A 12,944-nucleotide genomic window follows, 5' to 3' on the forward strand; every position below is an offset into this window, starting at 1 on the left:
ATTTTTGAGGGGTGATGGAAACTGGTCCCACCACCGCAGAGGGTCAGGCGTTGCTGCGCGGACGCTTAACAGGACGATCAATAGCGATGGGCTTGATGGGCAGTCTGCTGCTCAGCACCTGTACACCGTGGCCTGTTGGCTCCATAGAACGTGTCGAGGTCAAGATCGACGGAGTGGTTCTTCCGGTTTCGGTAGAAGAGCTCGGTGCCTTTGTGCGCTCGCAGACGGCTGATCCAGGGCATCTCTCGCGATCGGAGCTGTCCACCTGGATGGGTCTTCTCGCGCCTGAGAGTCGGCAGGGGCTGATTCGTCTGCTGAAGGCACCGATTCTCTCCCGGCGCAGCTTCGGGCGTCAGCTGCTGAGCAGCTGGGGTGCTGGTCCGCTTCTGAACGCGTTGGGGGAATTGATTCGAGTGGAGGACGGACAGCGCATCGATCGTGCGCTGGTGCTCTCAACTCTGGAGGAGCTGCTCGAACGGCAGGAAACCGTTTCGACGCTGGATGTGTTGGAAGAGTTGCCCACCCAGCAGCTGCGTCTTGATTTGGATGCGCTGGTGGCTGCCGCTACCCGCTGGCGGCTGGATCTGCAGCGACACCAGACCTTGATGCGGGCTTTGGCTCAAAAAGAGGCCGGCCTGCAGCCCCTCAATGGGACAGAGAGTTTTATCTCGGCAGAATCGCCCCGTCGGTCAACGCTTGCGGTGGACCATCGTTCACGTCCATTGCCGGTGGAACGTTGGATCCCCCAGTCGCCCCGCGAGGATCGGACCTGGATCTTGATGATGCCGGGGTTGGGCGGGGAACCCAACCACTTCCATTGGCTGGCGCGTTCGCTGATGCAGGCGGGCTGGCCTGTGGCGTTGCTAGAGCATCCCGGCAGTGACGCCGCCGCCGTCCAGGCATTGCTCGATGGGCGTAAGTCGTTTGACGGCGCAGCGGCACTCCGTGATCGGTTGGCTGATCTTGCGGCGGTGCTGGACGCGCAACGAAGGGGTGATCTGAACATCCCTGGGACCGAAGTGGTGCTAATGGGGCATTCCCTGGGTGCCTTGACGGGCCTCTTGGCCGGTGGCGCGGAGCTGGTGCCCGGGATGGGGAAGCGCTGTGAAGGTGCCTTGGTGGGCTTGCCCCTCACCAACCTCTCGGAATTACTCCAGTGCGAACTGGCGGCAGGCCGAGGGCTCGAGGGCAACGCGATGGCATCGCAGCCCCGGGCGGTGGTGGGTCTCAATAGCTTTGGCGGTTTGATCTGGCCGCACCCCTTCAACAAGGCGTTGCCGATTCCCATCCTCATGGTGGGTGGGACGCTCGATCTGATCACCCCTCCTTTGGACGAGCAGCTGCCTCTTTTGGCTGGATTGTCGAAGCATGCTTCCAGCCGGGTGGTGGTGGTCGAGGGGGCCAGTCACTTCTCGCCGATTCGTGTGGATGGCCAAGGCAAGGCGTCAGAGGGGGACGACGTCTTCCAGCTCGCCGAAGAGTTGGTGGGAGTCAATCCCCTCAGCGTTCAACGGGTGATTGCCCATGAAGTCATCCGTTTCCTCGACTCCCTGAGCTCCGAGTCACCCCGCAACGATGCTGTTCACCTGATGGAAGCCAGTTCCAAGACGCGTTGGCATCGCTTGGGCCGTCGCCATGCCTTGCAACTACTTGATCAGTAGCGCACCCGCGGATCGAGGGCGGCCACCAGCAAGTCAACGGCAACACTCACCAGCACCACCAAGGCGGCGATCACCACCACGATCCCCTGAACGACGGGGTAGTCCCTTTGGTTGATGGCTTCCTGTAGCCGCAGGGCGATGCCTGGCCAGGAAAAGGTGACCTCGATCAGCAGGGCCCCACCGATCAAGGAGGCCACGGTGATGCCAGCGATGGTGAGCACCGGCAGCAAGGCATTGGGCAGTCCGTGGCGAAGGATCACTTGGCGCTCACTCAGGCCGCGGCTGCGTGCCGCTTCCACGTAGTCGCCGCGCAAGGTGCGTCGCAGGTTCAGTCGCAGAGCTGTCGTGAAGGTGCCACTCAGCAGTAGGGCAAGGGTTCCTGCGGGCAGGATCAGGTGACGCACGGTGCCTCGGAAGGCGGCCCAGTTGTTCTGAAGAGCGCTGTCCAGAAGGAAAAATCCGCTTCCCTCGGGGGGGAGAAGGCTGGGGGGGAATCGCCCGCCCACAGGTAACCAGCCCAGGATGACGGCGAACACCAGCTGCACCAGCATGGCCACCCAGAAGGGCGGCAGGGCGTAGGTCCCCAATCCGTAGAGGCGACCTCCGAGGTCAATCTTTCCCTCGGGCCGTGCGATTCCGCTGAAGCCAATGCTCAGTCCCACTACAGCGGCGACAACTAGGGCGATGACGCTCAGCTCCAGGCTGGCAGGCAGGGTTTTGCCGATGATGGTTCGAACCGGCTCCTGGTTGATCAGGGCTTGCCCCAGATCGCCGTGGATCAAGCCGTTGAGATATCCGAGGTACTGATCGAGCAACGACTGATCCAGGCCTAGCCGAGCGCGCATGTCGGCTTTGACGGCAGCTGGGGCCCGGCTGCCGAGCACTGCATCCACCGGATCCCCTGGGGCAACGCGCAGCAATAGGAATACCAGGCTGGCAATCAGCCACAACATCAATGGCGCCAGGGCGAGGCGGGTGGCGCTGTAGTGCGCGAGGTCTCGGGCGCGTCCCATCAGTTGTTCGTCGCTCCTTCGTGGCGGCGCTCCAGTTCAGAGAGCATCAACTGACCACTGCCATCAAATTGTGGAGGGTTGAGGTTCAGCTGGGCCCAGGCTCGAGGTGAATCCAGCCAGACGGGGATGTAGGCGGCAGCGTCGGCAGAGAGATGGTCCACACGATCCAGGGCGGTACGGCGAGCGGCTCCAGTCAGCGTGTCGGATTTCAGCAGGGCGGTCTGCAATCCGGGGGCACTCCAGAAGCTGCCGCTGATCGCTGCTTCTCCATCAACGCAGGTGTCGCCCTCCACTGAGGTGCAGCTCAATAGCGGCGTCAGATAGGCCTCCGGATCGGGGTAGCTCCCTCGCCAATCCAGCATCACGGCTTGGAAGGCACCCTCGCCCAGCTGGCGGTAGATGGTTGTGGACTCGACGGCATTCAGATCCAACACCAGGCAGTCGGAGAGGTCCCGTTGCACCTGGGCCTGCCAGGTGAGGGCCAGCAGTTTGTCGGCGGGCACGTTGGAGCGGAAGGTGAGCGGAAAGCGCAAGGGGCTGCCGTTGCAGTAGCCCGCTGCCTGGAGCAGCTCGCGGGCCTGCTCGGGGTTGTGTTCAGGCCATGGGGTAATCGCGCCGCCGGCAAGGCTGGGAGGCACCAGCGCCCGCAGCGGACGGCGCAGCCCGTAGCTCACCCTTTCACTGATTTCCTTTCGATTGAGACTGACGGCCAGGGCCCGCCTGAGGTTGGGGTCTTGGAACGGCTCCTGGTTGCTCAGCAGGGTGATGTAGCCGATCTCCATCGCTGGACCCACCGACTCGTGCAGATCCCCCGCGATCGCACGTTCATGCAGGGTGTGGCGCTGGTCTTCGTCGATCGAGGCGGAGAGCAGCAGATCCACCTCGCCACTGAGCAATGCCCCGTACAGCGCCGTGGAGTTGCTCAGCGTGATCAGATCGAGGCCGTCGTTGCGCGGTGCTTCACCCCAGTACTGGGCGAAGGGCTCCAAGCGTTGCTGATGTTCGCTGAAGCGGGTCAGCTTGTAGGGGCCTGTTCCAACAAAGCGTTCGTGTTGAAAGCGGTCCTGGTGCTTGCTGTAGGCCGTCGGTGAAACGGGGGTCAGGTTGATCGATGTCAGCAGGCCCTGCAGTGATGTAGAGGGGCGACTGAGGCGCAGCCGCAGGGTGTGGCTGTCGGCTTCCTCCACCGAAGCGATGCGATCACCCACCACATAGCTGAGGGTTCCGATGATGAGGAAGCGCCGCAGGCTGAAGGCCATAGCTGCCGCATTAAATGGCGTTCCGTCGTGGAAACGCACATCGGTGCGCAGGTGAATCGTGACGGTGCGACCGGCATCACTCAGAACGGGGGCCGATGCCGCCAACCTGGGTTCCAGCGAGCCATCCCCCTTCAGGCGATACAGCGGATCCCCCAGAGCACTGATCAGCTGTATGGCGCTGAGGGTGTTGGCCTGGGCTGGATCCAGGGAGCTGATCCGCCCCGTTGAGGCCACTGTGATGCGGCTGGTGGGGGGCGGTGCCTGACACCCCACCTGGGTCAGGGCCAGGGAGAGGGCCATCAGTGCGCCACCGAACGTCCATCTCGTGGGGCGATCGATGCGCTTCAACGGGCCTTAACCATCAAAATGTCGGCCCATTCAACAGGGAGTCAACCGACCTGGCGAATCCTTTCTAGAGAGATTTCGAACACTGGTGATCCCTCGTTGCTCTGCAGAGGCCAGCGACGCACCCAGCAGCGGTCGTGGTCGCCATCCACACCGATCACCTGATATGTGTCGTCGTCACTGTCGAGGTTGACGCAGTCTCCCTGGTGAACAGACATCTGACTGAACCCCTCTTCTAGGGAACAGCCTTGACCCGGTATCGATCGAGTTAGGTTCTGCATGAACCGTTTGGAGCACACATCTGAGAATTCAGACCTGTGCAGTGAAAGATCTTGACACTCTGACGCATGCTCGGGTGCGGCCGCCAGGGCTGGCGGACTCCTTAGAGGCAGCCAAGGTGAGCGGCCAGGCCCGAAACCTCTGGAAGGGCCTCGATCGCTTCGAGTGCTTCATTCATCTGGCCTTGGCTCACTTCATGGGTGATCACAACGATCTCGGCACCGGCGTCGCTGGCATTGAATTGCACGATCGACTGGATGGAGACATTGCGTTGGCCGAAGCAGCCGCCCACGTTGCCAATCACGCCAGGCGCGTCTTTTGTCTTGAAGCGCACATAGTGGCGTTGGCGAATGTCGCCTGAATCGACGAGGGAGCAAGGTCGCCAGCTGCTCGCTGCTAGGAGGGGGTCCACTTTCCCAGCACCGTCACTGGCCTTGCGGATGCCGGCGATGTTGAGGATGTCGGCCACCACCGCAGAGGCCGTTGGTCCAGAACCAGCGCCGGGGCCGTAAAACATCACCCGGCCGATTGGGTCTCCTTCCACAAGGATGGCGTTGTTGACTCCGTTCACTCCGGCCAGGGGGTGGTCCTTGGGAACCAGGGTTGGCTGCACGCGCAGGGAGAGCGGCAGGGGTTCGCCACTGTCGGCCATTCGCTCTGCTACAGCCAGCAGCTTTACGCCGTAGCCCAGTTGGTTGGCGTAATCCACATCTACACCCTGCAGGCCGCTGATGCCGTCGGTGGGAACCGCGGCGCGATCCACGCTGCCGCCGAAGGCCAGGGTGGCCAGGATCGCGATCTTGTCGGCTGCATCAAGACCGTCCACATCCGCTGCCGGATCGGCTTCGGCGAAGCCCAGCTCCTGGGCATCCTTGAGCACCGCTTCATAGGCTGCCCCTTCCTCTGCCATGCGGGTGAGGATGTAGTTGGTGGTGCCGTTGATGATGCCGCTGACGCGGTTGATGCGGTTGCCGCCCAGAGACTGCTTCAACGGCTCAATGATGGGAATGCCGCCACCAACGGCGGCCTCTATTAGCACGTACACCCCGGCGGAGGCAGCGGCCTCAGCAATTTCCTGACCGTGGCGCGCGATCACGGCCTTGTTGGCGGTCACCACGGATTTGCCGGCTGCAATCGCTTGGAGAATCAGGCTGCGGGCCGGCTCCAGACCACCGATCACTTCCACCACCACGTCCACCGCAGGGTCCTGGATGACTGCCGATGGATCGGTGGTCAGCAGGCTTGCGTCCAAGGCCACGGGCCGGGGACGGTTCAGATCGCGGACGGCAACGCGGATCAGCTCAAGCTCACCGACTAGCGGGTGGCGTTCGCTGGGGGTCTCGAGAATTGAAGCCACCCCACCGCCAACCGTGCCCAGCCCCAGCAGACCCACGCCGACCTTTGCTGCCATCCCCTGTGATCCGTGTTGGAACGTTTGCGAGCGACTCTATGTACTGACGTGACTTTGCTTCTGTTCTCTTCCTGATCAGTTCCCTAACTGACGTGCCTGATCCTGCATGGCCAGGAGGATGTTCAGGAAGCCATTGGCGCGGGAGGGCGTCAGGCTGGCTTGCAGGCCTGTTTCCGCAATGAAGGCCGGATCCACCGCCTGCACCTGGGCCGGCGTCAATCCATCCAGCCCTTGGATTAACAACGCCAGCAGTCCCTTGGTGATCAGCGCATCCGAGTCGCCCTGCCAGCGCATCACCCCCTCATCGAGGGCACCCCGCACAAACACCTGCGACACACATCCCTTCACCTTGATGTCGTTGGTCTGCTCCTCGACCGGCATTGGAGCGAGCTTCTTGGCTAACCAGAGCACGTACTCGTAGCGGCGTTTTGGATCGGTGGTGCTGCCCAAGCGCTCCACCATCCGGTCGAGGGCATCACTGCCGGTGCTGGTGGCCATGCGGGGCTCAGTGGTTTCGACGTCGCACGCTAACCAGCAGCCCCACCATCACCAAGCTGAAGGGGAACATGACCACCTCATTCAGATTCACTTCGCCGTCTTGAACGGGAAGTTCGAGGTAGTCGCGGTGGCCTGGACCACCGTCCACCTGGAGATCAACGGTGCCGTTGCCCACGCTGCTGAGATCGATACTCAGGCGTCCCTCGGTATCGGTTCGGCCCAGTTCCTGCCCTGGAGTGCCATCGGCATTTAGCAGGCGAACAACGGCTCCTTGGGTGGGTTCACCGTTGGAAAAGTTGCTGCTCAGTTGCAGATCGCCATCGAGATAGTGCAGAGCGCTTTCGATCTGATGGGCCTTGACGGGAGCTGGCAACGCACCGTTCAGCACCGAGCTGAGCAGAACCAGTGGAGCCAGCAGACGCAGCATGGAAGGGCGATCAATGGTGCCCATGATGCGGCCCCTCAGGTGGGCCGACCAGCACCCTGCTCTGTGATCCAGCCGGTAAATGGAATATCCCAGGACTCTCGGGGCAACGGTACGGCCGCAAGGCAGGTTGAGGGCAGTACCACCCAGGCCGGCACGGCTGCCCAGGCGGGATCAGCCCTGAGCCGGTCGTAATACCCACCGCCATAGCCCAGGCGGATGCCAGCGCCATCCACGGCCAGCGCCGGCACCAGCAGCAGCATCAGCTGATCCGGCCCAAGGGCATTTCCCGTGGCAGGAGCAGGAATGCCGCAGCCATCGGGGTGAAGCGGGTCCTCACCCCAGCTCCGGTAGATGAGGCCTCCGCAGCCATCGGCCACCGGCAAGGCCAAGGGTGGATGGGGGGCATCCCGCAGCGGCCGTAAATCCGCCTCCCCCGGCAGGGGCCAGTACATCCCCACATGGCGGTTGCCGCAGTTGGATTGGTCGATCAGGTCCGCTACGGCGTCTTGGATGGATCGCGTGGCAGCCTCTCCCAGATGACGCTGGGCTTTGAAGTGACGGCGCAGGGTTGGCTTGCTGCTCATCGCTGCAACCAGGCCGTCAGCGCCACCGCCAGGGCATCGGCCGCATCATCCGGTCGGGGTGGTTCATCAAGGTTCAACTCGCGCATCACCGCCTCCAGTACTTCATCCTTCTCGGCATGGCCGAATCCCGCCACGGCGAGTTTGATCTGCATGGGAGGGAACTCCACCATCGGGATCTTGAAGCGGGCCAGGGTCATCACCACCACGCCGCGCGCTTGCACAACGTTGATGGTGTTGCTCGATCGGTAGAAGAAAAACTTCTCCACGGCCGCCAGTTCCGGGCTCCAGATGCGAATCAGCTGGCGCAGGTCGCCAGCGATCTCAACCATGCGATCACCATCCGAGCGACCGGAATCGGTTTGGATGATGCCGCAATCGAGCATGCGCTGGCATCCGTCATTGATGTCAATCACCCCGTAGCCCACCCGGGCAAGGCCCGGGTCGATGCCGAGGATCCGCATGGGCTGATTGTGAGGGGATCAGGCGGCGAGGGCCAGTTCGAAATCAGCGCGGTCGCTGCTCTCGCTGCGCTCAAACACCTTGCAGAACACCTTCACCACCCGGTCGCCGGAATCCACCTGCTCCAGGGGGTCCTTGCGCAAACGGTGGCGCAGGCAGCAGGAGGCCACGCGGGCCACATCATCCTCGGTCACTTCCGTGCGCCCTTCGAAGGCAGCCAGGGCTCGGGCGGCACGGTTGGAGACGATGTCACCCCGCAGACCATCCACATCGAGCTCGCCGCAGACGGCGGAGATGCGTAGGCGCAGATCCTCATCAATGGTCACCTGGTCGAGGCGTTGCTGGGCTTCCACTACCCGTTGTTGCAGGGCGTTTTGATTTCCCTCCACGGCGGTGCTGAAGCCATCGGGATCGCTGTCGAAGGCGGTCCGCTGGTCCACCACCTGCACCCGCAGCTCTGGATTCCGCACGGTGCGCACTTCAACGCTCATGCCGAAACGGTCGAGCAGCTGGGGGCGGAGTTCCCCTTCCTCGGGGTTGCCGGAGCCAATCAAGACAAAACGAGCGGGGTGGCGCACGGAGACGCCTTCCCGCTCCACCGTGTTCCAGCCGGAGGCTGCTGAATCAAGGAGGACGTCGACGAGGTGGTCGTCGAGCAGGTTCACCTCATCCACATAAAGCAGGCCACGGTTGGCCTTGGCCAGCAGACCGGGCTCAAAGGCGCGCACGCCTTCGCTCAAGGCTTTCTCGATATCGATGGTGCCGCAGAGGCGGTCTTCCGTCGCACCGAGGGGCAGGTCCACCATCGGCACCTGCCGCGGTTCGGTGCTCAGGCTTTCACCCTGTTGCATCCGCTCGCGCACCTCACTGCTCTGTAGGTCGGGATCGCTGGCAGAGCTGTTGTAGGGATCGCCGGCCACAACGTCGATGTCCGGGAGCAGATCGGCCAGGGCACGGATCGTGGTGGATTTGCCGGTGCCGCGGTCCCCCATGATCATCACGCCGCCGATGCGCGGATCGATCACGTTGAGAAGCAGGGCCAGCTTCATCTCCTCTTGACCGATCACCGCAGTGAAGGGAAAGACCCTGCGCTTCCGGGGTGCAGTCACGAGCAATTCTCTAGGCGTGCTCAGGATTGTTTCACAGGCTGCACGGTGATGACCTGGGGTGGTGTGGCATCAGCCGGATAGACCAGCCGTACGCGCACCTGCTTGGCTTCCCCTGGCTTGAGCATCAGCTGTCCCAAGGACGGCCCCTGCTGCCCCTGGCGCAGCACTAGGTGCTGGGTCTGGCGCCCCTTGGGAACACCCTCTGGATCCTCCAGACCGGTTGTCTGCACAGGTCCGCGGAACATCACAGGGCCATTGAGGTCATCGCGGAAGCGCAGGAAAGAGGCTTGGCTGTTGCCTTTGAGGGGCGACTCCAGCGACAACTGCAGTGTCACTGCGGCTGAGCCGGTGTTCTTCAGCGGCAGGGTGAGGTCGTATTCCACCCCGTAGTTGCCATGGGCAGCCCAGGCGGTGCCGGGATAAAAGCCTTTGAGCTCCGCCGTTTGCACCTGGTTGGTGGCGAGGGTGCCGCGCTCCAGGCTGCTGATTGGCCAAGAGATGGGGGTCTTGGGTGCGGCCAGCACCGAGCTGCCCGGGTCGGTGATGCGAGCCCGCCAGCTGCTGCCGATCTGAACACCGCTCACCCGGGAATAAATGATCTTCCCCTTGCTGCCCCGTGGGGTGGGTTGATGCTCCTTACTGCTCATGTGCTGGTCCTTCAGCAGCTGCAGCCAGTGCTGCTCGCTTGGAGGATTCCCGTTGTTGCCATGAGCGGCCAGGGTGGCCATCGCCACCGTCCCGGAGCTTTTGAAGCGCAGTTGCAGGTTGCGGCCGTTGAGCAGGGGGTCGAGACCGGCCACGGGTATGGGCAACAGCAGCAGCTGTGTGGGTGAGCCTGGAGCCAGGGTCCAGCGGCGCTTGGCGAGTTCCGCTGCGCTGCGACCGACCAACAGATCTCCGGCAACGCGGCTGCCGGGTCCTGCCGCCACCACGTCGGTGGTCTCTGGCATCAGGCTAGGCAAAGGCAAGAAGGGGGCCTGGGTCTGGCCGGGTGATGTGGCCTGTGAGAGCGAGGTGCTGCCCGAGAGCAGCTGCAGGGTTATAGGAGCGTTCCCCAGCGGAGCCGCCAGCACCGCCAGCCAAAGGGTTGAGCTGGGACTGCCCTCCGCATCACCGGCGTACACGTGGTGGCTGAACAGGTCAAAGCGACCGTTCAGCACCACCGGAACCGATGTCGCATCCCCATCGGGGAAGGTCGAGATCAAGATGCCGTCGTCCTTGATCAGTTCGGGGTTGTTGTCGTTCACCATCAACACGCTGTCGAGGGCTCCAGGTAAGGGGCGAACGCTCTGCTGTCGCTCAATCACTTCCGCAGCGCCGGGCATGGCTGCAACAGCCAGCCAGGCAGCAGACAACAGCGGAGCGAGCTTCATGGCTTGGGAGTAACCGGGATGGGTTTGAGGTGCGGTGCCATGGCGGCGGCGAGCTGACGGATCAGTTCGGTGGATCGGGGGTCATTGAAGGGGCCTTCCACCAGAAATCCCGCCACAGCGCGTCGTCCGTCGGGGAGTTCGATCAGCCCGGCATCGGCGTAGGCGATGCCGATATCACCGGTTTTGTTGTAGACGCGGTACCCCTTGCGGGCCAGGCTTGCGTCCGGTTCCCCCTGGGCGCCACCGAGGCCGCGCATCAGGCCCCTTGGCAGCAGCGTGTTGGTGACCGATGTTTCCATCACCTCGCGAAACAGATCCCGGCTGCGGGGGGCCAGCAGCTCACCGCTATCCACCAGGGCAATGGCCCGGCTGAGATCCAGGGCACTGGTGGTGTTGGTGCCGTCGAGATCCGGCAGCCAGTTGTTCACCACGGTGGAGGGTAGGTCCAGCTCCTGGAAGCGGGCATTGACCGTGTCCATTCCCCCCGCCCGAGCAATCATCAAGTTGGTGGCGGAGTTGTCGCTCACCCGGATCATTTCCGTCGCTACCTCATGGGTGGGGAAGCGGCTGCCCAGGGGCCTGGAGGCCATCCAGCCGGCCCCTCCCCCCACCAGCTCCTCGGTGAGCGTGAGCGGTTCGTTCCACTGAAGCGTTCCCTGATCCAGCAGCTCCAGCACCGCGAGCAGGATCGGCGTCTTGATCGAGCTGGCCGCGGCCATCGGGCGCTCGGCCTGCATGGCTGCAAAGCGTCCGTCGTCAAGAATCAACATGTAGGCACTTGCCTGTAGATCGGTTTGTTGCGCGGCAAGCTCCACCCATCGCTGCGACAGCACCTTGATCTCCTGCCTGGGGGCAAAGCGTGCCTGCTTGAGGCCCTTTGTCACGGCAGGTGCAGCCTTCTTGTGCTTTGAGGCGTCCTCAGCGCTGGGCGGCTCCACGGCGTTGCCGAGCAGCGTGGTGATCAAGGCTTGATCGGCCAGCCAGCTGGGTAGTGAGATCTTCTGCTGTTGCACGCGCGGGGCCAGCAGCCGCAGGCCTGTGCCGGTGAGCAGTCCCAGGCCCACCCCCATCAATACCAGCCGCAGGATGAGCTGGACCGTGCCTCCCCAACCGGCGGAGCGACGTGACGAACGACTGCTGCTCAACCTTTCAGCCGTGAATGTTCGGCAGAGATTAGGGGCGGTTGGCGCGGATGGCCCAGCGCAGTTGGCGCACCATCCCCCGCAGCAGAGCGACTTCTTCGGCGCGCACCGTCGCGCGTTGCAGCAGATCCCGCACTTTTGCCATGCGTGAGGCGGCGGTGTGCTCCAGGAGGAAACCGGCTTCCAGCAGCAGGTCGGTTGCGTCGTCCAGAAAGGCTGACAGTGCTTTGGCGGCCGCCGGGTCCGGCGATGGGGGCTCGATGCTGCGGGTTTCGGTTGTGCCGCTGTTGAGTCGGGCCAACTCATGCAGCACCACAGCTACGGCGTGGGACAGATTCAGCGAGGGATAGGCCTCACCGCTTTGCAGGCAGAGAACCCGTTGGCAGAGCCGTAGTTCACTGTTGCTGAGGCCACGATCTTCCCGTCCGAACACAAGGGCCACGGGGGCGTCAGCGCTGGAGCTGCTGCCATCTCTGCCCAGCAACCAACCCAAGGCCTGCTCGGGTGTTCGCAGTGGAATCTCACCATGGTCGATGCGTCCGCAACTGCCCACGGTGCGGCGGCAGTCGTTGATGGCCGTCAGCAGGTCGGGAACCACCACGGCGGCTTGAAGCAGCGCTTGGCCGTGCACGGCCATCAGCAAAGCTTCCTCGCTGAGATGGTCACAGCGGGGGGCCACCAGCCGCAGTTCGGTCACCCCGAAATTGGCGCAGAGTCTGGCCACGCTTCCGATGTTCAGGGGGCCGGCCGGCTCCACCAGCACGACGACGGCATTCAAGGCAGCGGCTCAGCTGAGGGTGTGCAGGTAGGCCAGCAGGTCGGCCATCGATTGCGGTTCCATCTCAAAGCTCGGCATGGGGGGAGTCTCGCCGCTGATGATCTGGTGCACCAGAACGGGGTCTTTGAGCTGGTTGCTGACGCCCTGAAGTTGAGGGCCCACTAACCCCTGGCCGGCAAGACCATGACAACCAGCGCAGTTGATCCGGAACAGCTGGCCGCCGTGGTCAACGGCCCCTTTTAATTCAAGGCTGGCCTTGATGTAGGGGTCCTGCTGGGCGTTTCCCAGAACCCAGAGCACCAGAACCATGCAAGCCGTGGCAGCCGACACCACCAGGGCCGCGATCAGGCCGCGACCCCGATCGCTCGAATCATTTGCATCAGCTGATGCCGATTCGGCCGCAATTCGTGACGGCTGGACCACAGACCTTGGGTTCCAATGAGAGAATTCTGCTCAATTCTGATGGCTGACGCGACGCAATGATCGAACCTCTGCTCTGCGGCATCGTTCTTGGTCTGATCCCCGTCACACTGATGGGTCTGTTTGTTGCGGCATGGAACCAGTACCGCCGTGGTGGCAGCGCTCTGGGGGGCTGAGCATCAGCAC

General features: G+C 63.2%; 15 protein-coding genes. 2 read left to right on the plus strand and 13 right to left on the minus strand.

Going from position 1 to position 12,944, the window contains the following annotated elements; all coding sequences use genetic code 11:
* Nucleotides 1-14: 14 nt before the first annotated feature.
* Nucleotides 15-1,661: an alpha/beta hydrolase gene (locus FZX09_RS00170; protein ID WP_226399090.1), complete on the plus strand. Its 1,647-nt coding sequence runs from the start codon at nt 15-17 to the stop codon at nt 1,659-1,661.
* On the opposite strand, the gene FZX09_RS00175 is transcribed toward FZX09_RS00170, so the two are convergent.
* From FZX09_RS00175 to FZX09_RS00235, 13 genes are all read right to left on the minus strand, one after another.
* Nucleotides 1,655-2,674, minus strand: coding sequence for an ABC transporter permease (locus FZX09_RS00175; RefSeq protein WP_226399091.1), 1,020 nt, complete (start codon nt 2,672-2,674; stop codon nt 1,655-1,657). The two genes, FZX09_RS00170 and FZX09_RS00175, sit on opposite strands and share 7 nt — an antisense overlap.
* Nucleotides 2,674-4,233: an ABC transporter substrate-binding protein gene (locus FZX09_RS00180; protein ID WP_226399092.1), complete on the minus strand. Its 1,560-nt coding sequence runs from the start codon at nt 4,231-4,233 to the stop codon at nt 2,674-2,676. Before FZX09_RS00180 ends, FZX09_RS00175 begins: the two co-directional genes overlap by 1 nt.
* An 89-nt stretch (nt 4,234-4,322) precedes the next feature.
* Nucleotides 4,323-4,496, minus strand: coding sequence for a hypothetical protein (locus FZX09_RS00185; RefSeq protein WP_370624134.1), 174 nt, complete (start codon nt 4,494-4,496; stop codon nt 4,323-4,325).
* Nucleotides 4,497-4,660: 164 nt separating this feature from the next.
* Nucleotides 4,661-5,968, minus strand: a complete 1,308-nt coding sequence (locus FZX09_RS00190) for a homoserine dehydrogenase (RefSeq protein ID WP_226399094.1) — start codon at nt 5,966-5,968, stop codon at nt 4,661-4,663.
* Nucleotides 5,969-6,043: 75 nt separating this feature from the next.
* Nucleotides 6,044-6,466, minus strand: coding sequence for a SufE family protein (locus tag FZX09_RS00195; RefSeq protein WP_226399095.1), 423 nt, complete (start codon nt 6,464-6,466; stop codon nt 6,044-6,046).
* Nucleotides 6,467-6,473: 7 nt separating this feature from the next.
* Nucleotides 6,474-6,917 (minus strand): hypothetical protein, encoded by a 444-nt coding sequence (locus FZX09_RS00200; RefSeq protein ID WP_226399096.1) that lies wholly within the window; start codon nt 6,915-6,917, stop codon nt 6,474-6,476.
* A gap of 11 nt (nt 6,918-6,928) precedes the next feature.
* Entirely contained in the window at nt 6,929-7,477 is a 549-nt protein-coding gene (locus FZX09_RS00205) for a 5-formyltetrahydrofolate cyclo-ligase (RefSeq protein ID WP_226399097.1), read from the minus strand.
* Nucleotides 7,474-7,938 (minus strand): crossover junction endodeoxyribonuclease RuvC, encoded by a 465-nt coding sequence (ruvC, locus tag FZX09_RS00210; RefSeq protein WP_226399098.1) that lies wholly within the window; start codon nt 7,936-7,938, stop codon nt 7,474-7,476. Before ruvC ends, FZX09_RS00205 begins: the two co-directional genes overlap by 4 nt.
* Nucleotides 7,939-7,956: 18 nt before the next feature.
* Nucleotides 7,957-9,045: a magnesium chelatase ATPase subunit I gene (gene bchI, locus FZX09_RS00215; RefSeq protein ID WP_226399099.1), complete on the minus strand. Its 1,089-nt coding sequence runs from the start codon at nt 9,043-9,045 to the stop codon at nt 7,957-7,959.
* Between the two features lie 20 nt (nt 9,046-9,065).
* A complete protein-coding gene (locus FZX09_RS00220; RefSeq protein ID WP_226399100.1) occupies nt 9,066-10,418 on the minus strand; it encodes a DUF3370 domain-containing protein in 1,353 nt (450 codons plus the stop codon).
* Complete coding sequence (locus FZX09_RS00225) at nt 10,415-11,563, minus strand: serine hydrolase (RefSeq protein ID WP_226399101.1); 1,149 nt, start codon at nt 11,561-11,563, stop codon at nt 10,415-10,417. Before FZX09_RS00225 ends, FZX09_RS00220 begins: the two co-directional genes overlap by 4 nt.
* Nucleotides 11,564-11,591: 28 nt before the next feature.
* Nucleotides 11,592-12,338 carry an RNA methyltransferase gene (locus tag FZX09_RS00230; RefSeq protein WP_226399102.1) on the minus strand — a complete coding sequence of 249 codons (747 nt, stop codon included), beginning with the start codon at nt 12,336-12,338 and terminating at the stop codon, nt 11,592-11,594.
* Between the two features lie 9 nt (nt 12,339-12,347).
* Nucleotides 12,348-12,761: a c-type cytochrome gene (locus FZX09_RS00235; protein ID WP_226399103.1), complete on the minus strand. Its 414-nt coding sequence runs from the start codon at nt 12,759-12,761 to the stop codon at nt 12,348-12,350.
* A 56-nt stretch (nt 12,762-12,817) separates the two neighbouring features.
* On the opposite strand from FZX09_RS00235, the gene petG reads away from it, so the two are divergent.
* The gene (gene petG, locus FZX09_RS00240; protein ID WP_071823076.1) at nt 12,818-12,934 is read left to right on the plus strand and encodes a cytochrome b6-f complex subunit V; all 117 of its coding nucleotides are present in this window, start codon (nt 12,818-12,820) and stop codon (nt 12,932-12,934) included.
* The last annotated feature ends 10 nt before the right edge of the window (nt 12,935-12,944 follow it).

The sequence above is a fragment of the Synechococcus sp. MU1643 genome (assembly GCF_020514095.1).
Lineage (GTDB): Bacteria > Cyanobacteriota > Cyanobacteriia > PCC-6307 > Cyanobiaceae > Parasynechococcus.